Source organism: Actinoplanes sp. NPDC051346 (genome assembly GCF_040682215.1).
Lineage (GTDB): Bacteria > Actinomycetota > Actinomycetes > Mycobacteriales > Micromonosporaceae > Actinoplanes.
This window is the reverse complement of sequence record NZ_JBFBAJ010000005.1, coordinates 417586-442498: the sequence shown is the minus strand read 5'-3', so window position 1 is coordinate 442498 and position 24913 is coordinate 417586. Positions and strand designations below refer to the sequence as shown.

The 24913-nt window shown below is 69.6% G+C and carries 23 protein-coding genes, 1 tRNA gene and 1 pseudogene; 7 read left to right on the top strand and 18 right to left on the bottom strand.

Going from position 1 to position 24913, the window contains the following annotated elements; translation table 11 throughout:
- Positions 1–19: 19 nt before the first annotated feature.
- Positions 20–661: a TIGR03086 family metal-binding protein gene (locus AB0M36_RS16130; protein ID WP_364157635.1), complete on the bottom strand. Its 642-nt coding sequence runs from the start codon at positions 659–661 to the stop codon at positions 20–22.
- Between the two features lie 546 nt (positions 662–1207).
- Positions 1208–2743 (bottom strand): cobyrinate a,c-diamide synthase, encoded by a 1536-nt coding sequence (locus tag AB0M36_RS16125; RefSeq protein WP_364157632.1) that lies wholly within the window; start codon positions 2741–2743, stop codon positions 1208–1210.
- A gap of 104 nt (positions 2744–2847) precedes the next feature.
- On the opposite strand from AB0M36_RS16125, the gene AB0M36_RS16120 reads away from it, so the two are divergent.
- Together AB0M36_RS16120 and AB0M36_RS16115 are read left to right on the top strand one after the other, a co-directional pair.
- On the top strand, positions 2848–3654 hold the full coding sequence (locus AB0M36_RS16120; RefSeq protein ID WP_364157629.1) for an SURF1 family protein: 807 nt from the start codon (positions 2848–2850) through the stop codon (positions 3652–3654).
- Positions 3655–3703: 49 nt separating this feature from the next.
- Positions 3704–4168 carry a hypothetical protein gene (locus AB0M36_RS16115; protein WP_364157626.1) on the top strand — a complete coding sequence of 155 codons (465 nt, stop codon included), beginning with the start codon at positions 3704–3706 and terminating at the stop codon, positions 4166–4168.
- On the opposite strand, the gene AB0M36_RS16110 is transcribed toward AB0M36_RS16115, so the two are convergent.
- From AB0M36_RS16110 to ssb, 11 genes and pseudogenes are all read right to left on the bottom strand, one after another.
- Complete coding sequence (locus tag AB0M36_RS16110) at positions 4165–4743, bottom strand: GNAT family N-acetyltransferase (RefSeq protein ID WP_364157624.1); 579 nt, start codon at positions 4741–4743, stop codon at positions 4165–4167. The genes AB0M36_RS16115 and AB0M36_RS16110 overlap by 4 nt on opposite strands.
- 168 nt (positions 4744–4911) lie before the next feature.
- A complete protein-coding gene (locus tag AB0M36_RS16105) occupies positions 4912–6480 on the bottom strand; it encodes an ATP-dependent DNA ligase (protein WP_364157621.1) in 1569 nt (522 codons plus the stop codon).
- A 447-nt stretch (positions 6481–6927) separates the two neighbouring features.
- Positions 6928–7134, bottom strand: a complete 207-nt coding sequence (locus AB0M36_RS16100) for a hypothetical protein (protein WP_364157618.1) — start codon at positions 7132–7134, stop codon at positions 6928–6930.
- Positions 7135–7258: 124 nt separating this feature from the next.
- Positions 7259–7438: a hypothetical protein gene (locus AB0M36_RS16095; RefSeq protein ID WP_364157615.1), complete on the bottom strand. Its 180-nt coding sequence runs from the start codon at positions 7436–7438 to the stop codon at positions 7259–7261.
- Positions 7439–7476: 38 nt separating this feature from the next.
- Entirely contained in the window at positions 7477–8961 is a 1485-nt protein-coding gene (locus AB0M36_RS16090) for an FAD-dependent monooxygenase (protein WP_364157612.1), read from the bottom strand.
- A gap of 1 nt (position 8962) precedes the next feature.
- Positions 8963–10315, bottom strand: coding sequence for a dipeptidase (locus AB0M36_RS16085; protein ID WP_364157609.1), 1353 nt, complete (start codon positions 10313–10315; stop codon positions 8963–8965).
- A gap of 98 nt (positions 10316–10413) precedes the next feature.
- On the bottom strand, positions 10414–11484 hold the full coding sequence (locus tag AB0M36_RS16080; RefSeq protein WP_364157606.1) for a M48 family metallopeptidase: 1071 nt from the start codon (positions 11482–11484) through the stop codon (positions 10414–10416).
- 21 nt (positions 11485–11505) lie between these two features.
- Entirely contained in the window at positions 11506–12123 is a 618-nt protein-coding gene (locus AB0M36_RS16075) for a hypothetical protein (protein WP_364157603.1), read from the bottom strand.
- 76 nt (positions 12124–12199) lie between these two features.
- Positions 12200–13762 (bottom strand): cobyric acid synthase, encoded by a 1563-nt coding sequence (locus AB0M36_RS16070; protein ID WP_364157600.1) that lies wholly within the window; start codon positions 13760–13762, stop codon positions 12200–12202.
- On the bottom strand, positions 13759–14730 hold the full coding sequence (locus AB0M36_RS16065) for a cobalamin biosynthesis protein (RefSeq protein ID WP_364157597.1): 972 nt from the start codon (positions 14728–14730) through the stop codon (positions 13759–13761). The genes AB0M36_RS16070 and AB0M36_RS16065 overlap by 4 nt, the downstream gene beginning before the upstream one ends.
- Before the next feature lie 1873 nt (positions 14731–16603).
- Positions 16604–16978 (bottom strand): annotated as a pseudogene (gene ssb, locus AB0M36_RS16060) (single-stranded DNA-binding protein); the annotation flags it as partial.
- Between the two features lie 171 nt (positions 16979–17149).
- Here ssb and AB0M36_RS16055 point away from each other — a divergent pair.
- Together AB0M36_RS16055 and AB0M36_RS16050 are read left to right on the top strand one after the other, a co-directional pair.
- Positions 17150–18223 carry an alpha/beta hydrolase gene (locus AB0M36_RS16055; RefSeq protein WP_364157594.1) on the top strand — a complete coding sequence of 358 codons (1074 nt, stop codon included), beginning with the start codon at positions 17150–17152 and terminating at the stop codon, positions 18221–18223.
- A gap of 48 nt (positions 18224–18271) precedes the next feature.
- Positions 18272–18347: transfer RNA gene (locus AB0M36_RS16050), tRNA-Arg, on the top strand.
- Between the two features lie 72 nt (positions 18348–18419).
- Here AB0M36_RS16050 and AB0M36_RS16045 read toward each other — a convergent pair.
- The 4 genes from AB0M36_RS16045 to AB0M36_RS16030 all read right to left on the bottom strand — a co-directional run bounded on the left by AB0M36_RS16045 (position 18420) and on the right by AB0M36_RS16030 (position 20827).
- Positions 18420–19196, bottom strand: a complete 777-nt coding sequence (locus AB0M36_RS16045; RefSeq protein ID WP_364157591.1) for a hypothetical protein — start codon at positions 19194–19196, stop codon at positions 18420–18422.
- A 115-nt stretch (positions 19197–19311) separates the two neighbouring features.
- Positions 19312–19473 carry a hypothetical protein gene (locus AB0M36_RS16040; RefSeq protein ID WP_364157589.1) on the bottom strand — a complete coding sequence of 54 codons (162 nt, stop codon included), beginning with the start codon at positions 19471–19473 and terminating at the stop codon, positions 19312–19314.
- A complete protein-coding gene (locus AB0M36_RS16035; protein ID WP_364157587.1) occupies positions 19470–20594 on the bottom strand; it encodes a radical SAM protein in 1125 nt (374 codons plus the stop codon). Before AB0M36_RS16035 ends, AB0M36_RS16040 begins: the two co-directional genes overlap by 4 nt.
- Complete coding sequence (locus tag AB0M36_RS16030) at positions 20594–20827, bottom strand: hypothetical protein (RefSeq protein WP_364157584.1); 234 nt, start codon at positions 20825–20827, stop codon at positions 20594–20596. Before AB0M36_RS16030 ends, AB0M36_RS16035 begins: the two co-directional genes overlap by 1 nt.
- Positions 20828–21222: 395 nt before the next feature.
- Between AB0M36_RS16030 and AB0M36_RS16025 the strand changes: the two genes are divergently transcribed.
- Together AB0M36_RS16025 and AB0M36_RS16020 are read left to right on the top strand one after the other, a co-directional pair.
- Positions 21223–22239, top strand: coding sequence for a hypothetical protein (locus AB0M36_RS16025; RefSeq protein ID WP_364157582.1), 1017 nt, complete (start codon positions 21223–21225; stop codon positions 22237–22239).
- A 20-nt stretch (positions 22240–22259) separates the two neighbouring features.
- Positions 22260–23186 carry an inositol monophosphatase family protein gene (locus AB0M36_RS16020; protein ID WP_364157580.1) on the top strand — a complete coding sequence of 309 codons (927 nt, stop codon included), beginning with the start codon at positions 22260–22262 and terminating at the stop codon, positions 23184–23186.
- A 20-nt stretch (positions 23187–23206) separates the two neighbouring features.
- Here AB0M36_RS16020 and AB0M36_RS16015 read toward each other — a convergent pair whose 3' ends face one another.
- On the bottom strand, positions 23207–23410 hold the full coding sequence (locus tag AB0M36_RS16015; RefSeq protein WP_364157578.1) for a hypothetical protein: 204 nt from the start codon (positions 23408–23410) through the stop codon (positions 23207–23209).
- 358 nt (positions 23411–23768) lie between these two features.
- Here AB0M36_RS16015 and AB0M36_RS16010 point away from each other — a divergent pair, with 358 nt between their 5' ends.
- Positions 23769–24863, top strand: a complete 1095-nt coding sequence (locus AB0M36_RS16010) for an SPFH domain-containing protein (RefSeq protein WP_364157576.1) — start codon at positions 23769–23771, stop codon at positions 24861–24863.
- Positions 24864–24913 lie beyond the last annotated feature (50 nt).

Here is a 24913-nt window from a genome sequence, read left to right as displayed (position 1 = left end):
GGGGCCGCGAGGCCGCCCGTCACTTGGCGTCGGTCGAGCCGCTGGGCGTGTGGATCCCGTCAGCAGGGGCCGGAGCGGGACGCCACCGGGGGTCGCGGCCCGCGAGGGCCAACGCCTGGTCGAGGAGTGTCGCCTCGTCGTCGGTCTCGACCACGGGGCCGAAGAGGCCGGGGGTGCCCTCCGCCGGGCCCTGGGACAGGAACTCGATCAGGTGCTCGAGAGTGCGGGGGTCGGCGGCATACTCCTGGCCGGTCGCCCGGGCGAGGTCCCACCCGTGCATGATGAGCTCGTTGATCGCCACCGTGCCCATCGCGGCGGCCGGCATGGTCACTCCGCCGGCTTGGGCCGTGCCTTCCCACGCCGTCGGTTGCTTCCAGGCGGTGGCGAGGCCTTCGAGGACCACCGGGAGCCGACTGCGCCAGTGGGGTGTGAGGTTGGCCGTCGAGGGTGGTGGTGGCGGCGAGGCGGTGACGGCGTCGGTCTTCTTCTGGGCCGCCTGGGTGAAGGCCCGGCAGAGGCCCATCACGTGATCGAGCAGATCACCGACCGACCAATCGGGGCACGGAGTCGGCGCGGTGAGGTGCCCGTCGGTGATGCCGAAGAGCAGTGCCCGGATCCGACGGACCGGCGGGTCGAAATCCAGCGGCACACGGTCTGCCACGGCCGTCTCCCTTCTCGCGGACCCTCCCACCGTAAGGCCGCCCTGCGACAATTGCCGGACGGCGTGTCGTTACTCGACACGCCGGGCGCAGGGAGATTCGCGCTGAGCACAGGGAGACTCCGCGCTCCGCGCGGGACAGGCGCTGATGCGCGGGGCGCGGGGCGCTGATGCGCGGGGCGCGCAGGCGCGGGGCACGAGGCGCGAGGCACGAGGCACGAGGCGCGGGGCACGAGGCGCGGGGCACGAGGCACGAGGCGCGGGGCACGAGGCGCGGGGCACGAGGCGCGGGGCACGAGGCGCGGGGCACGAGGCACGGGGCGCGGAGGCGCGGGAAGCTGATGAACGAGGCGCTGATGCGCTAGGCGCGGGGCACGAGGCACGGAGGCGCGGGGCAAGAGGTGCGGGAAGCTGATGCGCGAGGCGCGAGGCGCGAGGCGCGGAGGCGTCGAGGCCGCAAGGGGCCGAGCCGGACGATGTCGTCACGCCACTGGGGTCGCCTCGGCGGTCGCGAGCCTTGGTGTCACGGCGCTCGTGTGGCCGTACTCATCAAGGTTGTGTGGGTGAGACGGCCGAGAGTGACAGTGTGACCTCGCCCGGGTCGGTGGTGGGGGCGGGCGAGGCGGGCTGAGCTGGCACCGCGACGGCCGCGACGCCCGGCACGACGGCGGGAGAGACGCTGACCGGCGTTCCGGGAGCGGCCGGGAGCCCAGCCGGGAGCAGCGCGGCCGCCACGACCCGTCGTGCGATCTCCGGCGCGCCGGCCCAGTGCAGGCCCAGCTGCGAGGCGTGCACCTGCCGCCAGACGAAGCCCTCCGGATGGCCTCCCGACCATGTCCATGCCGGGACCTGACCGGCGCGCGGGGCCACGATCGCGCGGTGCTGCTTGTAGCCGGTGATTCGCGCGCCGGCGGGTGCCAGCGCGGAGGGTGCTGGGGCTGTCGCCTCTCGGTAGCCGGCGACCGTCTGGGGGCCCGTTGTCGCGGAGATGTCCAGGATTCCGCACATGGGGCGGCCGTCGAAGTCGCGGCCGAGCCAGGGCAGGCCCACTCCCTCGGCGATGATCGGGCCGCCGTCGTGGGCGAGTTGGGCTACGGCCGCGCACAGGCGGCGGTTTGCCGAGAGCTCCTCCGCGTAGTCCTCGGGGAGTCCCGCGCCGATCATGAAGGCTCGGGTTCCGGGCGGGAGGGCCTCGTCGCGGAGTGGGTCGACCACCGCCACGTCGGCTCCGGCCGCCGTCAGCAGCTCCGCGGTCTCCACGTACGTGTACGGCGCGCCGGGGCCGCCGGCGACGGCGATCACCGGGCGGTTTTCCGGCGGGACCGGTGGTTCGCCGCTCGCTTCGGCGAGGGCGTCCGCCGGGGACCAGTGCGCGCCGGGGAGCGCCGGCGCGGTGTCCGCCAGCGCCATGATGCGGTCGAGATCCAGGGATTCCGCGACGGTTTCACCCAATCGGCGTACGGCGCGGACGGCCTCCACCGTGCGGTGCGCGACGGGCACCGGCCCCTGCGCGCGGGCCGGCAGCACCGCGGGCAGGTCGCCGCGGCGAAGCGCGCCGAGCACGGGCATGCCGATGTCGTCCAGCGCGGTGCGCAGCAGTTCCTCGTGCCGCGGGGACGCCACCCGGTTGAGCACGACGCCGCCGAGGTGCACCATCTCGTCGAACATCCGGAAACCGTGCACGAGCGCGGCGAGCGAATGCCCCATCGCGGCGACGTCCACGACGAGCAGGACCGGCGCGCGCAGGGCGGCCGCGACCGCCGCCGTACCGTCGATCTCGGGTTGGCCGGTGAGGCTGTCGAACAGGCCCATCGCGCCCTCGATGACCGCGACCTGCGATCCGGCCGCCCCATGGGCGAAGAGGGGGGCGATCCGCTGCGCGCCGACCAGGCGGGGGTCGAGGTTGCGCCCCGGCCGTCCGGCGGCGAGACCCAGATAGGCGGCGTCGGTGTGGTCGGGCCCCACCTTGAAGCCGGCGGCGGGCACACCCCGCGCGGCGCAGGCGGCCAGCAACCCCACCGCGATCGCGGTCTTGCCATGCCCAGACGAGGGGGCGCTCACCACCAGACGTGATTGGGTGGTCATCAATGGCTCCCTCGGGGATACGGAAAACGCCGCCGACGTGATATTGACCGCCGGAAGTCGCACCCTACCTGTCAGGCGCGAGCGCCCGTCGGTAGCCTCGGGTCGTGTACCGGTTTCTGCTGACCCCCCGCTGGCTCGCCGCCGCGGCGCTGACCGTGGCCGCCTCGGTGGCCATGGTGTTCCTGGGCAACTGGCAGTTCCACCGGTACACCGAGCGCACCGCGGTCAACGAGCGCATCGACGCCGCCGACTCGACGCCGGCGGCTCCGCTGACGTCCGTGCTGGTCAAGCCCACCGCGGCGGGCACGCTGGGCGCGCAGCCCGGCGAAGACAAGGCCTGGACGAAGGTCACCGTGACCGGACGGTACGACGCCACGCACGAGATCCAGGCCCGCGGCCGTACGGTCAACAGCAAGGTCGGCTTCGAGATCCTGACCCCGCTGATCCTCACCGACGGTACGGCGGTGCTGGTGGACCGCGGCTGGGTCCCCTCCACCAACGGCGACGCGGTATCCCCACCGGTAGCGCCACCGCCCCCGACGGGCGAGGTCACGGTGGTCGGCCAGCTCCACCTCTCGGAAAGCCGCCCGGCGCCCATCGCCGAGCGAGACGGACGCATCGACACCCGCAGGATCGCGCTGCCGCGGCTGGCGCAAAAGCTCCCCTATCCCGTGTACGGGGCATATGTGCTGCTCAGCGAGCCGGCGGAGGGCTACTCCCCGATCCCGATCAACCACGAAGACGCGTGGCAGAACGGCGGGTACGCGGTCCAGTGGTGGGCGTTCGCCGTCATGGCGCTGCTGGCGTACGGGTGGCAGGCCCGCAAGGAAGCCCACGGGGACACGCCGAAGAAGCTGCTGGACCGGGTGGAAGAAGCCGACCAACGGATGTCGGCGGCGCCGTCGGATTGAGCCCTTCCGGGGTTTTCGTGGGTCTCCGTGCCCCGCCAGGGTTTTCGGGGTGACGTACTCCCAGGATTCGGCCCCGAGCGACCCGTGGAGTGTTCCGGCCCCGCCTGCCCCGGAAGTGTGGCTCGCGCCGGTCCCGCCCGCCCCGGACGGGTGGGTCGCGCCGGGTCCGGTCATCGTGCGGATCGGCGAGTTGGGGGTGACCTCCACGGTCGTGCACACCCCGGCGGGCGACATCCCGCTCGCGGGCTCCACCTGGACGGTCAACGACTACTGGCACCACGAGACGAAGGTCCCCACCTGGGCGATCGTGGCCTCGATCCTGGGGTTCTGTGTCCTGACCGTGTTCAGCCTGCTGTTCCTGCTGGTGAGAGTGCCGATCCCGCGAGGAACCGTGCAGGTGACCGTGACCAACGAAACCCGGCAGTACGTGGCGCGGATTCCGGTGACGGATCCGGATCAGGTCACGGACGTCCACCAGCGGGTCAACTACGTCAGGTCACTCGCCGCGATCTAGGACGCGGGTAGGTGCGGGACGTCGATCCAGTAACGCCGGGCCGGCCCGAACGGGGTGTCCCGGATGGTCTCGAAGACGCCGCCGCACCGCTCGATCACCGCCGCCGAGACGAGGTTGTCGACCGCGCAGACGGCCAGTAGGCGAGCGAGGCGGAGTCGTCGTGCCTCGGCGAGTATGTGGTTCAGAGCCCAGGTGGCCAGGCCGCGTCGGCGGGCAGACGGGCGGATGCCGTAGCCGATGTGTCCGGCCCAGCGGAGGTAGTCGTCGTCGCCGTAGCGCAGCGCGGTGGCGCCGAGCACGCGATCGTTCTCGACGATCCATCGGTGTAGGCAGCGGTGTTCGGTGCTTTGGCGGTCGGTGGTTGGCTTGCCCGCCGCCAGGGTGGGCGAGCCGGTCGAGGCCGGGCCGGACTGCGCTGTCAGCCTTGCCACCCAGACCGCGAATCCGGCCGGCGAGTCGACCTCATCGGACGGTCGCAGGCCGAAGCCGTCCTCGTGCAGCCCAGGACCCCATTCCGCGTGAGCGTCGAGCCAGGCGCTGTGCAGGCGGACGGTAGGTGCGATCAACTCGGGCATCCGGCCTCCGATAAGGATTCTGGGGCTTCTCGGCGTCATGTCCGCGCGTGGTGGTGCCAGTGCTGCGGACTTTGTCATGCAGCGGAGGACGCAGGCCCCGGGTCAGGCGGATTGAGCCTCGAGGCACACCGAAACGCCACCTGCCCGAGCGGCAAAAGGCCAGATCGGTCACGCTTCCGGGGGTGCTGGAAGGCCGAGTGCCTTGACCATGTCGATCGTGTCTGCCTCCTCTGCTCGCTTGTCGCCGCGGTAGCGCAGGACCCGGGCGAACCGCAACGCCACGCCGCCCGGGTAGCGGGGTGACGTCTGCACCCCGTCGAAGGCGATCTCGACGACCTGTTCGGGCCGGACCGTCACCACCCAGCCGGAGTCGTCGACGGCCAACTCCTTGAGGCGCTCGGTCTGCCAGCGCAACAGCTCGTCGGTCAGGCCCTTGAACGTCTTGCCGAGCATTACGAAGCCGCCCGTTCGGGGGTCGCGCGCACCCAGGTGCAGGTTGGACAGCCAGCCCTTGCGGCGGCCGTGGCCCCACTCCACCGCCAGGACCACGAGGTCGAGGGTGTGACGGGGCTTCACCTTGACCCAGGCGGCACCGCGCCGACCCACGTCGTACGGGGCCTCCTGAGCTTTGATCACGACGCCCTCCTGGCCAGCGGCGAGCGCCGCGGCGAAGGCCTCCTGGGCCTGCTCCGGGGTCTCGACCGTGCGGCGGCCGACGATGAGGTCGGCCGGGAGGACGTCGGCGAGCGCCGACCAGCGGACGCGGCCCGGCTCGTCCAGCAGATCGGTGCCGTCGACGTGGAGCAGGTCGAAGAAGAACGGCACGAGCGCCGGCAACTCGGGGCCGCCGGTGCCGCTCTGGCCACCCTTGCCGCCCCGGCGGGCGCCGCGGGTGGCCGCGCGGCTGGAGGTCTCCTGGAACGGGCGGGGCCGGCCGGTGGCGTCGAGGGCCATCGCCTCACCGTCGAGCACGAGTTCGCTGACGGGCAGCGCGCGAGCCGCGGCGACAACCTCGGGCAGCCGCGCGGTGATGTCGTCGAGGCTGCGCGTGAAGACGGCCACCTCGTCGCCGGAGCGGTGCACCTGGATGCGGATCCCGTCGAGCTTCACATCGGCGGTGGCGGGCGAGCCGGTGGCGATCAGGGCCGCCCCGACGTCGGGGGCGCTGCTCGCCAGCATCGGGGTGAGCGGTGTGCCGACCCGCAGGCTGATCTCGGCCAGCGCGGGGGCGCCGCCGGCGAGGGCGGCAACTGCCACCTGTTTGAGATCGCCGGAGAGCAGCAGCGCCCGGCGAACGGCGGCCACCGGAACCTCGGCGGCCCGGCCGATCGCGTCGGCGAGCAGGCCGGACTGGGCACCCTGGCGCAGCTCACCGCCGAAGAGCCCGACGAGATGCCGCTGCTCGTCCGCGGTGGCCCGGCTGAACAGCCCGGCCAGCAGGTCGCGACGGCGGGCCTGCGAGCCGGCACCGGACACCACGGAGATCTCGGCGATCCGCGCGTCGACCTCGGCGACGGTCAGGCTCGGCTCGGCGGCCGGTGGCGGCAGCTCCCGGAGGCTCGCATAGCCGACCCCGGTCTGCCGCTGCCGCAGCTCGCCGGCGAGATAGGCCGACCCGGGGGCGATCTCCTCCGGGTCGAGGCGTCGCAGGGCGTCGGCGAGCAGGTCGATCTTCGCCTTACGGCCCGAGACGGCGGTGACGGCTGCCGAGGTGGCTGCCAGGTCCAAGAACTGCACGGACTCATCCTGGCAGCCACCTACGACATTTTCCGGGCCGTCGAGACGCGCTCCCCCGTGAAGCACGTCCGGACGGCCCGGATGGCCGGATCCGCGGGCGACCCGCGGCGCGACTGGCCCGAGAGGGAACCTCCCTCTCACCCGGCACAGACCGACGGAGAGTCGGTCGAGACTGGCAGCGAATCCCTCACGGTTCGTGACGGTCACCGGGAAGCCCGAGCAGCAGTCCCCGCACCGGGGGCGAAGCTTGCCGGGCCGGCCTTCAGGGACATGCGGGCCGGCCCGGACCACCACCGGGTCAGAGGGACCCCGGCGGTCCGCCTGCCGTCCCTCCAGGCTTCGTGGCGACGAAACCCGGCTGACACCGGCGGCGGCCCTGCCACTCGTCTCGTCGTGCCCGCTCAGCAACAGGCACACGTTCCGAAGGCAGATAAACGCGAACCAAGATCAAGCGGCGACCGGCTCAACGATGCGGAACCCCCGGGCCCGAACCGCGTCGGCAACGCGACTGAGCTGGGCGTCGAGCTGACAGAGGAGTGCGGAGAGCTCCGCGAGGCGGTCGGTGAGTAGGGTGTCGTCCCACCCGGAGACGTCGATGTCTCCCAGAGCACTGCCGGCGGCGCGGAGCACCTCGAAGGCATCATTCGAACTCATGTTCGAATGCTATCAAGGCTGACCTCCCTTCCGCAGCAAACTCATCCGATCAAGCGAACCGGGGTCGCGACCGACGCCCCGAGGAGCCCATAGGCGACACCCGCCGCCCCTCACGCGGAGGCCGTCAGAGCCGACTCGCGGCTTTGACGCCCAGCGCACGGATTGCCGAGTCGCACGCGACCGGCTTTCTGTAGACCTCGGTCCCCACGTCGCCCTTACGCACCAGCACGGTCTTCGAAACGCTGTCTCCGAAGTCGATTTCCACCAGCAGCGCGTCGTCGCCGGCGAAGCCTTCGGCCGTCACGACCCGAGAGGACAAGCGCGGGAGAACCCGCGTCAGGATCAGTCTTGTGACGGCATGGCGCGACGGAACGCCTCCGCGGCTTCCTCCGGCGGCGCGGCCGCGGCGACGAATCCGTCCGGGCGCACCAGATACAGCAGGTCTTTCTTCAGCGCCGTCTGCGGTGCCGGCTCGAAGACGTGCGTCGGCAATCCGAGGTCGGGCGCGGAGCTCACCCCGCCGTACGAGTGGACCTGCCACTCCACGGCGCGCAGGACCGCATAGTTGTCGCCCGTCCATGGCAGCCGCCGTCCCACCACGGGGTCACGGGGTGCGTCCGGCAACATCGGATAGCGAATGCGCGTCTGGGACACATACTGGAAAAGGCGCGATCCGCCCGACGAGCCCGGCAACGCGCGGACGCCCACCGGGGCCAGCAGCGGCACGATGGCTCGGCGCAGCACCCGCAGCGACGTCCGCTGGGAGGTGATGAAGCCGAAGAGGCGGTCGGTCGTCGCCACAAGCGTCCGGGCTACCGGTCGACGCTCGGCTTCGTAGCGGTCCAGCCAGGACAGTCCCGCCCGGCCGTGGATGACGTCGGCAAGCTTGAACGCCAGGTTGTGCGCGTCCTGCAGCCCGGTGTTCATGCCCTGCCCGCCCACCGGCGAGTGGACGTGGGCGGCGTCACCGGCGAGGAAGAACGGGCCGTCGCGGAAGGACGCCGCCACGCGGTGATGCACGCGATAGGTGGCGAACCAGCGGGCGTCGCCATACGCGACGGTGAAATCGCGGCGGATCCGCGCGCGGGCGTCCTGCTCCCCCACCGCGCCGTCGCCGTCGTCATCGCGCACGAGGCCGATCAGCCGCCAGTTGCCGCTGCCGGTCATCGGGAAGCCGAGAAGGAAGTCGTCGGTGCCCGGCCGTACGTTGATCGCCTCCTCGACGAGCCCGGTCACGGCCGTCGCGTCGATCACGTAGAACAGGTGAGGATTGGTCACTCCGTCGAAGCCGATCCCGCAGGCCTTGCGGACGATGGAATTGGCGCCGTCCGCGCCGACGCAGAAGCGCGCCGTGATCGTCTCCCCGTCGATCACCGCCTCGACCCCGCCGCCGCCCGGGGCGACCGAGGAGACGGCGGCGCCCCAGCGAACGGCGCCGCCGAGAGCCAAGAGATTCTCGTAGAGAATCTCTTCGTTGCGACTCTGCTCCAAGACCTCGATCCATGGGTACGGCGTGAGGCCCTCGCCCAGTCGCCCCAGCGGGATCCGGCCGAACGCCCGTCCGCCGAAGCCCGGCGCGAGCGCCCGCGCCCGTTGCGCCGCCGCCAGCACCTTGTCGGCGATGCCGAGCTGGTCATACACCTCGAGGCTGCGGGCCTGCACCACCAACGCCCGTGATTCCCGGGTCGGCCCCTGCTTGCCGTCGGCCACAATGACCCGGACCCCGAGTTTGACCAGCCAGTTCGCCAGCATCAGCCCGGTGGGGCCGGCGCCGACCACCAGTACGTCGCAGCTTGGCCGGGCTCCACCCGGGGCCGGGGCCGTCACGTCACCGCTCCAGCTCTGCCACGTTGCGCAGCAGCAGGGCCTCGGCCAGGCACACCCTCGCGAACTCGCCGAGATGCAGACTCTCGTTGGGCCCGTGCGCGCTGGCGTGGGGGTCCTCGACGCCGGTGACCAGGATCGCCGCCTGTGGGAAGAGCTCCTGGAAAGTGGCGATGAACGGGATCGAGCCGCCGACACCCATGTCGACCGGCGCGACGCCGTCCCAGGCGGTGGCGAACGCCGCGCGGGCCGCGTCGAACGCCGGGCCGGTCGCGTCGATGACGCACGGCGCGCCCCCGCTCTCCAGCGTCACCTCGACGTGGGCGCCCCACGGCACGTACTTCTCGAGGTGTGCGCGGATCGCCGCATACGCCGAGACGGCGTCGTCGCCGGGCGCCAGCCGTACGCTCAGCTTGGCCTTGGCCTTGGGCACCAGGGCATTGGGTGCCTCGCTGGTCCTCGGGGCGTCGATGGCGAGCACCGCGATCGCCGGTTTGGTCCAGATGCGGTCGGTGAGCCGGCCGTTGCCGACGAGCTTGACGCCGTCGAGGATGCCGGCCTCGTGGCGGAAGCGGTCCTCCGGGTAGTCGACCGTCGCGCCCTCGCGACCGACCAGACCGTCGACCACGACCTCACCGTCGTCGTCGTGCAGGGTGCTGATCAGGCGGGAAAGCGCGGTGAGCGCGTCGGGCACCGGACCCCCGAACATGCCGCTGTGCACAGCGCTCTGCAGGGTGCTGACCTCGACGAAGCAGTTGACAAGCCCGCGCAGCGAGGTGGTCAGGGCGGGCACGCCGATGTCCCAGTTGCCCGAGTCGGCGATCACGATCACGTCGGAGCGCAGCAGCTCCTTGTGGGTCTGGACGATCTCGTCGAGGGAGTCGGAGCCGTATTCCTCCTCGCCCTCGATGAACAGCACGACGCCGACCGGCAGCTCGTCGCCGAAGGCCCGGAGAGCGGCGACATGCGCCATCACGCCGGCCTTGTCGTCGGCGGCGCCGCGGCCGTAGAGCCGCCCGTCGCGCTCGACCGGCTCGAACGGGTCACTGGTCCACAGTGCGGGGTCGCCGGCGGGCTGGACGTCATGGTGTGCGTAGAGCAGAACGGTCGGCGCCCCGGCCGGCGCGGCCTTGCGGCCGATGACCGCGGGGTGACCGCCGCCGGCCCGGACGATCTGCACGTCGAGCCCGCAGCCGCGCAGCAGCTCGGCGACGGCCTCGGCGGACCGCTCGACGTGCGAGTGGTCGAAACCGTCGAACGCGATCCCGGGAATGCGGACCAGCCGTTCGAGGTCGGCGCGGACACCGGGCAGCTCCCGCGCGATCGCGGCGCGCAGTTCGTCTTCAGTCAGGCTCATACCCTGATCCTAGGCCCGCGGCCCGGCCGGGTGCCGGGCCGCTTCGCGGGCCTGTGGACAACGGGTCGGGCCCGATCGGAACAACGGGTCGGGCCTGATCAGTTCGACGGCGGCGGCGGGTCCTCACCGCGCCGACGGCCGGCGGAGGACGCCCAGTCCCGAGCGCCACGGGCCGCCGATCCGGCCAGGTCAGCGGCGCCGTCGCCGACCTTGCGCAGGAGCCCGACCAGGGGATCCTGGGATTCGCTGAAGCTCTGCCGGTAGGAGTCGGCGGCCGCCTTCACGTCCTCGGAGACCGAGGCGTCGCCGTCGGAGTCGCGATGCGGATATTCGCCGCCGAGGATCCGCCCGTAGTCCCCGGAATCGATCCACTTGCGCAGCTCAGCGGCGCGCGCCACCGGCACGGGGTGGCTGCTCCACGCGGTCATGCCGAGTTTGTGGATGCTGTCGCGCAGGTCGCCCCCGCTCTCATACTCGGCTGCCTGCTCGAGGAACGCGGCCGTGTCGATCTGCGAAAGGTCGCCGCCGCCGGCCAGCTTCATCAGCAGGCGGGTCGAGGCGGCCGGGTCCTGGCCCGCGAGCAGGCCGGCGCGGTCGGCGGAAAGCTCGGCCTTGCGCCACCACTCGAACATCGCCGCGATGATGGCACGCAGGGCGATCGCCCCGATCGGCAGCCAGCTCAGATTGGCGGCCCAGCGGGTCAGGATCATCATGATCGTCTTGTAGACCGCGTGACCGCTGCGTACATGGCCGATCTCATGCCCGAGCAGGGCGCGCAGCTCGTCGTCCTCCAGCTTCTCCACCGCGGCGGAGGTGATCATGATGAACGGCTTGTCCATGCCGATCGCCTGCCCGTTGATCACCGGATCCTGGCTGACGTACAGCTCAGGGAGCTCGGCGACGTCGAGGGCTGTCGCAGCCTCGGTGAACCGCTGGTAGACCCGCGGATACTGGCGGTGATCGACGCGGATCGCACCGGCCAGGAACTGCAGGCGGAAGCCGCGCTCGTTCCACATGCCGAAGAACGCCTTCACCACATCGTCGAAACCACGCAACTCACGCAGAGCCGTCAGCGCACCACGATCCGCCGGGTGCTCCCACGCCCGGGAACTGATGCCGGTCAGCGTGACCCGTCGCCGCGCCGGCCGGTTGTCGTCGTCGGTCGTCATCGTCGTCCCCGTTCCCGCTGCTCACACAGCAGATCGTGGCCAATGAGGCGGCTGGCGCAACGCCTCGTAACGGTTGCCGGATCCTTCCACCGCGCCGTCGACCAGCAGATCTACGTGCGCGGCGGTGCCCTCCGCGGCGAAGTGCTCATACTCGGCAGCGCGCCAGCGCTCAAGGTACGCCCGAAAGGCAACATCGTCGCGCCCGTCCCGCGCCAAGGCCCGCCGCCACCGCATGTCGGCCGGGGCCGTGACAAAAACCGAGAAAGAAAGCTCCGGCCGGATCGCCCGGCGTGCGGACGAGACCCCTTCGATAAGTACGGCCGCAGCAGGCTCAACAGTGACAGGGCTGCCGCCGAACGCCTGCCGATGCCACAGGTAGCGCAGATAGGTGGCGGCACGGCCGCGCCGCAGCGGCTCCAGCACCTGTTCCTCGAGCCGGTCCCAGAAGGTGAATTGGTCGTCCCAGCCGTCGAGCAGATCGTCGGTGTGCACGACCGGAATGTCGGCGGCCTTCGCCAGCCGTCCGGCGAACCAGCTCTTGCCCGCGCCGCTCGGCCCGTCGACGGCGACGAGTCGAACGGGACCGAGCCGGGGCTCGGTCGCCAGAATCCGCGCGGCAAGATCGGCAAAGTCACCCATCGGGCGCTCCCGACGGAAAGCTATTCACCGGGCACCCCAGGCGGAAAGCTATTCACCGGGCACCCCAGGCGGGAAGTCACTCACCGGGCACCCCAGGCGGGAAGTCACTCACCGGGGCTCCCGGCGGGATGAAGGGGAGGCCAGCGGGTGGGCCTGACTCGATCAGCCGCCAGAGCGCATCCGTGTCGAGGTGTTGCTCGACGAGGTCGCCGAGGGTGTCGAGCGCCTTCTCGCGTACGTCGGCGAAGCGGGTGTCGGGAGCCACCACGAAACCGTGCCGGCCCGCCTGCCGCGCGGCCTGAGTCAGGAAGCGGCGGCGGAATTCGTCGGATTCGAAGGCGCCGTGCCAGTGCGTGCCGCAGACGGCGCCGACGACGGCTCCCTCGGGTGCGCCGTCCGCGTATCGGAGAAGAGGCTCCGGTGCGCCGCTGGAGACGTACCCGTGATGGATCTCGTATCCGGCGACCGGGACTTGCTCCCAGGCCGCGCCGCGCGAACGGGCCAGGGTCTTGCGCGCCCCGAAGGTGATCTCGACGGGCAGCAATCCGAGGCCCGCAACGGTGCCGCGGCGGCTCTCGACCTCGTCGTGGATGGTCTCGGAGAGCATCTGGAAGCCGCCGCAGATGCCGACCAAAGGCTTGCCGGAGGCGGCGTGCACGCGGATCGCGTCGGCCAGGCCGGTCTCGCGCAGCCACGCCAGGTCGCTGACGGTGGCCTTCGACCCGGGCAGGACGACGAGGTCGGCGTCCGCGATCTCGGCGGGCTCGACCGTGAGCCGCACGCGCACTCCCGGCTCGGTGGCCAACGCCTCCGCGTCGGTGGCGTTGGAAATGCGCGGAAGCCGCACCACGGCGACCCGCAACCATTCGGTGCCGCGCGGCTGAGCCGGCCGGCCGAGCGTCCTGCCGTAGGCCAAAGAGTCCTCGGCATCGAGCCAGATATCGAGGTCGAACGGCAGCACGCCGTGCACCGGCCGCCCCGTCGCCGCGGTAATCATGTCCAACCCGGGCCGCAACAGGCCGAGATCGCCCCGGAACTTGTTGATGACGAAGCCGCTGACCAGCGCCTGATCCTCGGGACTGAGCAGCGCCACGGTCCCGAAGAACGCCGCGAAGACGCCACCCCGGTCGATGTCGCCGACCACGATCGTCGGAAGGCCTGCCTGCCGCGCGAGCCCCATGTTGACGAAGTCGCCGTCCCGCAGGTTGATCTCGGCCGGACTCCCGGCGCCCTCACAGATGACGACGTCGTACTCCGCCCGCAACGCGGCAAGAGTCGCGTACGCAGTCTCGGCAAGCTTCGGTCGCAACGCGCGATAGTTGCCGGCGGTGACCGTGTCGACGGCCTCGCCGAGCAGCACCACCTGGCTGGAAAGATCGCTGCCGGGCTTGAGCAGCACGGGATTGAACCGAATGTCCGGCGCGATCCCGCAGGCGGCGGCCTGCATCGCCTGCGCCCGCCCGATCTCGCCACCACGCCCGTCGGCGCCGACCACCACCACCGAGTTGTTCGACATGTTCTGCGCCTTGAACGGGGCCACGTTGACACCCCGACGATGCAGCCACCGGCAGATCCCGGCAGTGAGCACGCTCTTCCCGGCGTCGGAGGTAGTGCCGGCAACCAACAGACCGCCGCTCATCGACGCCCCCCGGCCAGACCCCGGACCAGGGCCATTCCCGCCCCGATCGCGGCTGCCGCCAACCCGACCGCGCCGGAGACGCGTGCCGCCTTACGCAAGTGGGCGGCGGACGGCCGCGGCCCGTCACCCAAGAAAGGCCGCGTTTCCGTACGTCCGAAGTAGACGTTACGTCCCCCCAGCCGAACGCCCAGCGCTCCAGCCATCGCCGACTCACACTGCCCCGCGTTGGGACTCGGATGATCGAGCCTGTCCCGCCGCCACACGCGCAGCGCCTCCCCGGGCCGCCCCCGCACGAGCGGCGCGACGGCGATCGTCAGCAGGCCGGTCAGCCGTGCAGGCACGAGGTTGAGCACGTCATCGAGCCTGGCGGACGCCGTACCGAACCGGTCATATCGGGAATTGCGATGTCCGACCATTGCGTCCAAGGTGTTCGCCGCGCGATAGCCGAGCAGTCCGGGTAGCCCGGCGACACCGCCCCAGAGCAACGGGGCCACCACGGCATCGGAGGTGTTCTCGGCGACGGACTCGACGGTGGCGCGCGCCAGTTCGGGCTCGTCGAGGGCTGAGGGGTCGCGTCCGCAGAGATGGTTGAGCCGTCCCCGCGCGGCGTCGAGGTCGCCGCTCTCCAGATGACCCGCCATGACCCGGGATTCCCGCCGCAACGTCCGCCCACCGAGCACCGTCCAGGTCGCGGCGGCCACCAGGACGGCCCGGGCGGGCGGGCACCGACGCGTAACCAGGGAGAGACCAACGCCTGCCGCCATCGGAACACCGGCGGCGATGACGGCGAAGGCTGTGCCGGCACGCCTGGTCGGGGAATAGAGACGCTGCTCGAGCGCGGCGGCGGCACGGCCGAAGCCGGCGACGGGATGGAGGCGCCGCGGATCACCGAACACGGAATCCAGCACATAACCCGCCACGATCCCGGCCGCGTCGGCACCTATCGCGGCCCGCCTTGCTCGTCCCATCTGACCACCCTAATGAGCGTCGTCGCACCGTTTCGCAGTGCCTGGATATTGCCCGCATGCGGCCCTGCGGCGGGAAGCCACCACCGGGCGTTTTCGTGCCGCGTCGAGCGCTGCCGGAGCGGGTCACCTGCGTCACGCCAGGGACGGGCCACCACAATCCGGACCAACCCCACGCTCGGGACCGGCCACCTCAGTCCGGACCCTCCGCCGTGCTCGGGAGCGGCCGCCACACTCCGAACCGGCGAGCGCGCAGACCGGCCACCGCGAGGAGGCCGGGCACCGCGAGGAGGCCGGGCACCGCGAGGAGGCCAGGCACCGCGAGGAGGCCAGGCACCGCGAGGAGGCCAGGCACCGCGAGGAGGCCAGGCACCGCGAGGAGGCCAGGCACCGCGAGGAGGCCGGCCGCCGCCGGGACGGACTGGGCCGGCGGCGGCCGGGTTTCGCTGTCCGCCTCGGGTGGGCTCGGCGTTGCCCTGGGGGTGGCGCCGAGCCGTTTCCGGGTGCCACCACGGGAAGGGCAGGACAGCGCGGACGAACGGATGTCACTCACATCCGCCCGCCCGGCCGGTGGACCACGAGCTCACCCCTTGTGGCCCACCGGCTGTTCGGGGGCGGCGCAGCCGATCGGCAACGCCAGCCGACCAGACGCGCCGCAGTCGATCTGGGACGCCGCGGCCGATCAAAGACGGCACGGGTCGATCGGCAACGCCGCAGCCGATCAGAGGCCGCACGGGTTCGGTCGGTGGCGAGTCCGATCGAAGCCGGCGCGGCCGATCAGAGCCGGCGCGGCCGATCAGAGCCGGCGCGGCCGATCAGAGCCCGCGCGGCCGGTGGGGGCTCGGTTCGGGTGGGGATGAGCCCGGTCGCCGCCGGGGGGCGGCGACCGGGACTCGGCCGCTCGCTCGCGCCCGGTGCGACGAGCGGCTATGCCGCCCAGGTGGGTGCCGACCACCGAACACCCACCCGGGCGGGCCGGATGCCCGCGCCCGACCCTGGCGCAGGCTCCGGCTGCCAGCCCTCGCCGCACCCGATCGGGCGGATCGTCGGCGGCCGCGGAGGTTCGGCGCCGGTCGGATCGGCCCGTCAGGGGTGAGGGCTGGGGCTGGCGCCGCCGTTCCAGTGCCGCGGGGGTGGTGGCAGCGAAACGGCGGCAGCCCGTGGCGGGTCAGGCAGCGACCGGCTGGCGGCGCGAAGTCCGTCCCCGCACGCGTCGGGGACTCGGCTCGGCCGCTACCCGACGGTCCGCCGGCTCGGCGGAGGTCTGCTCGACGCGGCCCTGCCGGGCGGAAGCGGCTTCGTCGGCGGACGAAGCGGTGGAACTTGGAGCCGCCGAGCCGGCAGAGGTCGACAGTGCCGGGCCGCGACCAGCACCCGCCGATCCGGTTGACGTCGAAGTCGCCGAGCCGGGAGCAGAAGCGAGCGATCCGGTTGAGGGCGAAGCCGCCGAGCCGGAAGCCGGACTGGCCGAGTTGGTCGCGGCGGAAGCGACCGAGCCGGTTGAGGCTGAAGTCGTGGACGCGGAAAGGGCCGGTGCGGTGGCAGGGCTGGCGCTCTGCGCGTCGTCGGTGAGGGGCTCGACGAGCATCTCCGCTTCCTTTCTCAGAGTCGCCGCGACCGCGTCAGACGGTTGGTCGGTAGCCCGGGCTGTGTGGGCAGACACGGCCACCCCCGTGTCGAACGGCTCGAAGGCGCCGCCACGCAACGCCGGCACCGCGTCGAGTCCGTCTGGGGTGCGCGCCGGCACGTCGTCGAAGGTGGGTTCGTCGCCGTCGGGGAGGCCTTCGCCGTACACCGCGGGGGCGTCGGTGTCCGGGATCGGCGTGGCCGCCTCGCCGCGTACGTTGTCGGCCGATTCGGGGTTTTCTACGGCCGCGGTCGCGGCCGACCTGGTGCGGAAGAACTTGGCGCGGCCGCGGGACAGGTCGTGGCCGACGGAGACCGCCTCCATCTCGTACGTCGTTCGCAGGTTGCCCTCCGAGTCCGTCCAGTCGCGGGTGTAGAGGCGTCCCGCCACCACGACCGGGTCGCCGACCGTGACGGAGGACGCCACCCCCTCGGCGAGGCGGCGCCAGCAGTTGACGCGTACGCGAAGGTGGTTGCCGTCGACCCAGCGGCCGGTCTCCCTGTCCATCCGGCGTGCCGTCGACGCCACCCGGAAGTTGGCCACGAGGGTGTTGGAGCTGGCCGTCCGCCGCCATTCCGGCGCGGTGAGCACGTTGCCGATCACGACAATATTGGTGTCGAACATCGTTTCTCCTCAATCGGTCGAAGTTCGTGCGAAGAGCGTGCAGCGGATGCCACCTCGGCCGCTGAAAGTCGGGCGCCAGCCTGTGGACGAGTGCGCGATGGGGAAAACTCTGGAAGATCGACCGAATCTGCTATGGCGCTCACACCCCTACCCTTGGGTAACCTGACGGGCGTGGAGATCGACGTCCTGGGCCCGCCGTATGAGCGGCACACCATCGACCTGGGCACCGACGACGAGGGGCCGGTAGTCGCGACCCTCGTGCGGCGCCGCGGGGAGACCCCCTCACGGCGCGCGGTGCTGTATGTGCACGGCTTCGTCGACTACTTCTTCCAGACCCACCTGGCGGACTTCTTCGTCGAACGCGGCTGGGACTTTTACGCGCTCGACCTGCGCAAGTACGGCCGCAGCCTGCTCCCCCACCAGACGCCGAACTTCGCCCGCAGCCTGACGGAATACTTCCCGGAGCTCGACGAGGCTGCCCGCATCATCCGCGAGCAGGACGGCCACGACCAACTGCTGGTCGCGGGCCACTCCACCGGTGGTCTGATCACTTCCCTGTGGTCCCACGCCCGCAGCGACCGCGGCATCGTCGACGGCCTCTTCCTCAACAGCCCGTTCTTCGACTTCAACGTGCCGTGGCTGCTGCGCCGCCCTCTGGTCAAGCTTGTCGGGCGTACGAGCACACGCAACCCCTACCGCGCGCTGCCAGTGGGCACCCTCGGCGTGTATGGGCAGAGCCTGCACTCCGATCACCGTGGCGAGTGGACGTACGAGCTCGACTGGAAGCCGCTGCTGGGCTTCCCCGTACGCATGGGATGGCTCGAAGCGATCCGCCGTGGCCAGGCCCGCCTGCGCGCTGGACTGGCGGTGAACGCCCCGGTGTTGGTCGCGTGCTCCACGCGTACCTATCGGGGTAGAGCATGGTCGGAAGACGCTCGGGTGACCGACTCGGTTCTCGATGTGGAACACATCGTCAGATGGGCGCCACGACTCGGACCGCGGGTGACGATCGCCCGCTTCGACGGCGGCATGCACGATCTGACGCTGTCGGGCAAGGAGGTCCGCGAGGAGGTGTTCCGCGAGCTCGGCCGCTGGGTGGACGCGTTCATGCCGCCACGGGGAACGCCGCTGGAGGAAATCCCGCCGGCCCCGGAGGACAGCCCGGAGGCAACGGCAAGGGTGGAGGCCGAGGCGGCGAGGGCTGCCGAAACTGTCAGCGACAAAGCGGACACACCGACGGTCTGACATCTGGCTCGCCATGACGGCGCCTGGACTCTAGTATGTGCAGGCCAGGCGCTCGTAGCTCAGCGGATAGAGCAACGGACTTCTAATCCGTCGGTCGCAGGTTCGAATCCTGCCGGGCGCGCCAATCCCCTGATCTACCAGGGCGTTTCGGTCCTCGTCGATCGCGCGGATACGTATTCCTCGAGGTCGGCGCGGGTCAGGCACCGTTCGGGGCAAGCCGATAGTTGCTCCACGCTGTCGACGCTTCGACCATTCGGCGAGTCCACGGATCTGGATCCGATCCGCCGGCTTCGGCCCAAATCTTTGCGTTCGCCGCCGCGAACGCAGTTACTCCTTTATCCGGAGCTGAACGCCAGGCGGGCACCTTCGCGGCGCACCATTCCGCGGCATTGGGCCCGTGCCCAGCGGCGACGAGCCAGACAACCCAGTAGGCGGCATCGAGCCACGGCGCACCGCGCGTCGCCCAACCCCAGTCAACGATGCGCGCCCTATCGTCGCCGACGATGACGTTGCCGTAGTTCAGGTCGGTGTGCAGCAGTGCCCCACCGGCGAAGTAATGCAGGTCATTTGGATCGGCGTACGCCCGGAGGCGTTGCTCAGCGTGCCGCAATGCGATGTCAGGGCAGGCAAGCTGACCGACGTGCGTGAGAAGGTTCGCGACATGCGGCAGGTCGGGTGAGCCGGGGGCGTAATCTGCTTGGTGCCCTTCCAGCGCTTCGAAGACCAGGACATCCCAGCCGAGTTCAACCACTCGCGCTTGCAACGCCGGACCCAATGGGTGTACGTGCGGAGCGATCTCCGCCTCCCGCGCTTGCGTCCATGCCCAGCGATGATCAGACGGCAACGCCTTCACGAAGAACCGACCGTTCGGTGTGTGCAACAGAGCAGCGACCGAGCTGTTCAGGCCGTTGTCCACCGGCGGGGCTGAGAAGACTGATCCGGTGACGTCCTCGATGTTGTTGCGGACGACCATCGGGAGATGCCAGTACGAGATGCGAGCGTGCGGCACGACGAATCCTTGACGATGACGTGCTCCGGATCGCCGCGCCATGGCACGACAGCGATCCGGAGCGCTGGTGGGCGTTCGGTCAGTTGTACGGGTTGTCGTTGCCGCAGCCGCGCTCGTTCTCGATGGTGAGCGCGTCGACGCTCGTGATGACAATTCCGGCGGGTTCGTGCTTGGGCAGGTTCTTGGCGGTGTTGTAGGCCCGCGGCGGACGGCTGACGATCTCGACGGGAATGGCCGTCATGGTTCCTCCTTCATGCCGTGTTGGCAGTAGTGATTCAGTGGTGCCTTCGCTTCCTGGTACACACGGGCCATGGGTCGGCATACCCGGCAGGTGGCGGACAGCTTGCATCCGCTGCATCCACCTGTGCGAAGCATCTGGGCGTCTGCGATGGCGGGCAGACGCATGAGCCCTTGCGGGCTTTCGGCGATCAAGCTGATGGGGTTGTCGCGGCCTACCTTGCACATGGTCGCGAAGCCGTTCGGGTCGACGTGGAAAGACGTATGACCTGCCGGGCAGCCCTGGAAGACTTCACTCTTGCCGATCAGGCCGGGAACCTGCGTGGCGAGCGTGGTGCCCTTGCCGGTGTAGGTGGGCGAGATGGAGCCGTACTCCTTGAACGGCAAGCCGAGATCGCGGACGATGGCGCGCATCTCGCCGAGTTCCTCGACGTTGTGTTTGGTGATGATCAGCGTGACCTCGACCGGCAGACCAACTCCGGCCGCCGCGACCATTCCCCGGTAAGCGCTCTTGAACGCACCCCGTGTCTGTGTCAGAGCGTCGGCTGTCTCGGGGCTTGCTCCGTACATCGAGACAGTGATCTTGTGTGGTGGGTTCACGACGAAGGTCTGCAATAGCTCGTCCCGGTAGAGCCGAGAGCCGTTGGTCAAGATCTCCATCATCATTCCGGCGGCATACGCTCGCTGGTACGCGGGAACGAAGTCCTGGTCGATGAGAGGTTCCCCGCCGGTGATCTCGAACCAGATGACCCCCATGTCTCGGAGCATGTCGAGAAGACGCAGCTTCTCCGGAAGGGGCAGACCGGCGAACGGTCGCTGTTCCAGGTAGCAGTGCTCGCAGGAGAAGTTGCAGCCCTTGTTGATCTCCCACGACGCACGGCTGTACGTCACCGGGAGCACCGACGGTGCCCTCACCATCAGGACATCCCTGATCGGTAGGTCCGCAAGCTCGATGCCCCAGGCTTGACGTGCCGCGTCACCGAACCAGTCGGGCACAACGCCGTCGGAGTCCGTGAGGTCGGCCAGTTCGGCGTAGAAGGCGGACGGAAGCTGCATGGCAGCTTGCTGACCAGCCCGTACGGCGATGAACTTGTCCTCCTGCGGGCTGACTATCGCCTGGTACATCAACTCCTCCTGACTCCCATATCGATGGCTAGCTCGAAGTCGTCCGCGATCTCAGTCGGCGGCACGCTGCGAACCTGGGGGATCCATCCCATGAAGCGCGGCCAGAAGTCGATGTCGACGTCCAGCGGATGACGAACAGCGTCATCGATGGCTTCCTGCATGTGAGCTGCCATGTACATGCGCAGGAGCAATCGCGTGTGCTGGAAGGTGCTGAGCAGTTCTGCCCGCTCCACGCCGCACGGCCACAAGCTCGCCGCACTCGGGCACTGTGCAGCGCCAAGCCGGCCGCGAGGGGGAATGAACGCCCGCGGCGATTTGCCCGGCCATGCCTATCCCCCTTCTGGTGACCGCTCGCCGCCTTCGCTTGATCGCTGGGACGGCGAGCGGTGGATCCGGTGCGGCACTCGTCGTGCGAGCTGGGGAAACGTTCGCACTGGCGACGTACTCGGCACACCTGCGAAGCAGACCGCGTTCAGCCGGATTCCTGGGCAGAGCTGGCCTGCGAATTCACAGGCGATCACCGACATTGCCCGTCGGAATGGGCAACAGTAAGGTGACCGTCACGAACCGTGAGGGATTCGCTGCTCAGTCTCGACAGTGGAGAGGCCAGCATGGGCGTCATGAGCTGATGAAGCTCCATCAGGATCTGCCGAGTATCCAGGCGTTCCGATACGCGGCCGGCTTGTCGCAGGACCAAGCAGCGATCCGTTACAACGAGGTCGCCGGCAACCAGACCACCCTCGGCGGAACAACGATCAACGCGTGGGAGAGCTGGGCGCGGGCACGAGGCAGCGCAGGGGCCGGCTCCCCTCCTTCGTTCGCAAGTCTTCTCCTCCTCGCCGCCGCTTACGGACGTGGACCGCACGGCACAGCCGACGAAGTCATTTCGCCCGGCGACCTGGTCCAAGAGGCTTACGAGAAGCTCGCTCCGGAAGACCAGTTGGCGGTGAAAACCGCGGCGGGTCGCTCCTCAATCTCGGCGACGAGCGACACCCTGCGCGTACGTAACGCGGTAGTCGGCGGCTCTCCTGATGTCGACAACGTCATCGGAGCGGACTTCAATCTCGAAGTGCCGACGATCGACAACGGCAACCCGGCGATCTGCGCCTTCTCGCTCCCGAACCCGAATCCGGGGCAACTCCTGAACCTGACTTGGAACACCTTCGGCTTCGGCGTTCAGCGGTTGATGAGGCAGATCAAGAGCCTGGGTCGAAGACTCGATGCAGATCTCTGCTTCGGCGTGAACGAAGCGGGCCTGGTCATGGCGACCTTTTTGGCCTCCGCTCAGTTCAACCGCTGTGCGATCGGGTATCTGCGATGCAACCGAGTCAAGAACAGGATCATCTTCGCGGATGAGTCCCACTACCCCGAGTCGGTGGAAGCCCCGGTCATCGTGATCTGCGACTTCGAGGTCAAGCATGCCGACGTCGTCGGGCTTGTCGCCGGTGAGCTGCGCGAGCGATACCCCGGAGCAGAGCTGTACTTCGCAGCCTTCGGCGCGATGACCAAAGGCGACTTGTTGGAGGTCGACAGCTTCGAGGACCTCACCGGCGCAAAGATCATGAGAGCAGCGGACTTCGAGGCTGTGTTCATCGCCGCGACGATGAGCCCGCCCGGCATCGAGCCGCCGTTGGAACTTCGCTGAGAAGACTTGGAGACGTACTAATGGAGCACGCCAACGACATCCCGGAACTCGCCGGGAAGATCGCCGAGACGGTACGCGGAGTGATGCTGGATCTGCGTCCCCGACTCATCGAGGCGGCGCTGACGGGCAAGCGGGGCGAGAGCGAGAACCTGCGCCACGAGGACAACTTCCTGTCTGAGCACGACCTGTGGATGCACCGCCGCTACCGCGAACTCCTCACACCCGTCCTCGGCTCGTTCGTCTACGCGTCGGAGGAGGCCGAGCCAGAGGTGATCGGCGACAACCCCGCCCCCGACCTCTGCGTGCTTGTCGATCCACTGGACACGAGTGAGCTGGCGGTGCGCGGACTGCTCGGCTACACGCACGTCATGGTCTACTCACGCGCGGCGGCTCAGCCTGTCATCGCCGTGGTTGGTGACATCTTCCACCACCTGCAGCTCTTCATCGGCGCGCGAGACGACCGGGGCGTTGATCGAGCCTTCGTCACCACGGCCGACGGAGAGGCGTTCGAACTCAAGCAGAGATCCCCACGGAAGCTCTCGGAGTCGCTGGTCACCAACTTCCTCATGCGGCCCGGCGAGCGTTTCATCCCGCTGTCCCAGCAGACCCAGCTTCTCCAAGCGCTCGACGCCGAAGGCGAGGATGGCAAGCGCCGCGGTCGGATCGGCGTCGACTTCGGCTCGATCAGCCTGTGTCACGTCGCCGCCGGCATGACCGAGGCTGTCATCGAGTTCGCCAAGGGCTTCGCGATCTGGGACCTCGCCCCAGGGCACTACATCCTGCACGCCTCCGGCGGCACGGTCCTCGACCTCGAGGGGAAGCCGGTGCCCCTCGACTACCACCTCGACTCGTTCGCCGGAGTCGCCGACGCGATGGACCGGCGGCAACGTTTCGTCGCCGCTGGCAGTCTCGGCCTCGCCAAGGAGGTCGTCTCAAGCCTGCGCTAATCGCGCGCTACACGCCCAGCTCATGTCTCGCACTTCCTCGATCCGGTGTCCTGCGACGAAGACTGCTGCCCATTGCCGCCGACACCGCCGAAGTAGTCGGTCACTGCGACAGCGAACGTCGGTTGCCCTCCGCTGGGCGCCGCGCCGGTGAGGGCTGAGGCGAGGCTGGTGACAACCCCTTCACGCGCAAAGATGTGCGGGAAGTCGGTGGGAACGTCCAGCAAGGCCGTTTCACCTCGGCGCGACTGCCAGTACGCCGTGTAGTAGGGCTGAGATGGACCAGCCGCAAATCCGCGCCGAGTGGTAAGCCCTCAACATCCCACTCGATGGCCGCGCTCTCGTCGAACGGCTCGTGGACGATCAACGCGCAGATGTTGTGCCCCACGCGCGAACGTTACCGAGGCAACCGCGTTCATTTGCAATTTGCCCGATTCCTCGAGTGTGCCGTGTTGCAGAACGAGGATCGAGCGGGCCGCAGTGGATTACGGGGTGGCGAGTTTGATCATGGTTGATATCATGCGGCCGGATGATGCGGGCCGAGCACCGGCCGGCTGGGGAGATGTCGGGTAGGTCCGTATGGCGATGCTGGATAGGGTACGCGGTGAATTCATCGACATCGTGGAGTGGCTGGATGGCAGCCGCGACACGATCGTCTGGCGGTTCCCGCGGTACCACAACGAGATCAAGATGGGCGCCCGCCTCGTGGTGCGCGAATCGCAGGTGGCCGTTTTCGTCAACGAGGGCACCATCGCGGACGCCTTCGGCCCCGGCACACACACCCTGAATACCCAGAATCTCCCGGTACTGTCCACTCTCAAGGGATGGAAGTACGGTTTCGAGTCGCCTTTCAAGGCCGAGGTGTACTTCGTCAACACCCGGCAGTTCACCGACCTGAAATGGGGCACCCAGAACCCCGTCATCGTCCGGGATCCGGAATTCGGCGCGGTCCGACTTCGCGCGTACGGTGCGTACGCGTTGCGGGTCATTGATGCCCGCCGGCTGCTCACGGAACTGGTGGGCACGGACCCGGAGTTCCGTACGGAAGAAGTCGCCGATTATCTCCAGCAGTTGATCGTGAGCAGGCTGACCTCGGCGCTGGCTACCGCGCAGGTGTCCCTGCTCGACCTGGCGGCCCACCAGGAGGCCATCGGTACGCAGCTCACCGAGGTGCTCGCCGAGCAGCTCGCCTCGATGGGCCTGAAGATTCCGACCGTCATCGTCCGGAACATCTCGGTGCCGCCTGAGGTGGAGCAGGCGCTCGACCGGCGTACCCAGATGGGCATCATCGGCGACCTGCAGCGGTACACGACGTTCCAGACCGCCAATGCCATCGAGGACGCCGCCCGGAATCCCGGTGCCGCCGGGATGGGTACGGGACTGGGCATGGGGATGCTCTTCGGCCAGCGCCTGGGTGGGGCTATCGAACCGAACGCCGGCCACGCGCCCGCACCCGTGCAGCCGCCGCCGTTGCCGGCAACCCCGCAGTGGTACGTGGGTTTGGCCGGCAGTCAGCAGGGCCCGTTCGATCTCGGCGCCCTGGCCGGGCAGGTGGGCGCCGGTGCGATGACCCGGGAAACGCTGGTGTGGCGGGTCGGGATGGCTCAATGGGCACGAGCCGCGGACATACCTGAGCTCGCGCACCTGTTCGCCCACATGCCGCCCCCGATGCCCCGATGACCGGCCCGGGTAAGTCCACCGCCACCTCCTCCAGCTGCCCGTCCTGCGGA

Coding starts and splice junctions, on each gene's coding strand:
- AB0M36_RS16010 (WP_364157576.1), top strand. CDS start 23,769: ATGCTGGATAGGGTACGCGGTGAATTCATCGACATCGTGGAGTGGCTG.
- AB0M36_RS16080 (WP_364157606.1), bottom strand. CDS start 11,484: ATGACGACCGACGACGACAACCGGCCGGCGCGGCGACGGGTCACGCTG.
- AB0M36_RS16085 (WP_364157609.1), bottom strand. CDS start 10,315: ATGAGCCTGACTGAAGACGAACTGCGCGCCGCGATCGCGCGGGAGCTG.
- AB0M36_RS16075 (WP_364157603.1), bottom strand. CDS start 12,123: ATGGGTGACTTTGCCGATCTTGCCGCGCGGATTCTGGCGACCGAGCCC.
- AB0M36_RS16065 (WP_364157597.1), bottom strand. CDS start 14,730: ATGGGACGAGCAAGGCGGGCCGCGATAGGTGCCGACGCGGCCGGGATC.
- AB0M36_RS16040 (WP_364157589.1), bottom strand. CDS start 19,473: ATGACGGCCATTCCCGTCGAGATCGTCAGCCGTCCGCCGCGGGCCTAC.
- AB0M36_RS16045 (WP_364157591.1), bottom strand. CDS start 19,196: ATGGTCGTCCGCAACAACATCGAGGACGTCACCGGATCAGTCTTCTCA.
- AB0M36_RS16100 (WP_364157618.1), bottom strand. CDS start 7,134: ATGAGTTCGAATGATGCCTTCGAGGTGCTCCGCGCCGCCGGCAGTGCT.
- AB0M36_RS16025 (WP_364157582.1), top strand. CDS start 21,223: ATGAAGCTCCATCAGGATCTGCCGAGTATCCAGGCGTTCCGATACGCG.
- AB0M36_RS16110 (WP_364157624.1), bottom strand. CDS start 4,743: ATGCCCGAGTTGATCGCACCTACCGTCCGCCTGCACAGCGCCTGGCTC.
- AB0M36_RS16035 (WP_364157587.1), bottom strand. CDS start 20,594: ATGTACCAGGCGATAGTCAGCCCGCAGGAGGACAAGTTCATCGCCGTA.
- AB0M36_RS16020 (WP_364157580.1), top strand. CDS start 22,260: ATGGAGCACGCCAACGACATCCCGGAACTCGCCGGGAAGATCGCCGAG.
- AB0M36_RS16125 (WP_364157632.1), bottom strand. CDS start 2,743: ATGACCACCCAATCACGTCTGGTGGTGAGCGCCCCCTCGTCTGGGCAT.
- AB0M36_RS16070 (WP_364157600.1), bottom strand. CDS start 13,762: ATGAGCGGCGGTCTGTTGGTTGCCGGCACTACCTCCGACGCCGGGAAG.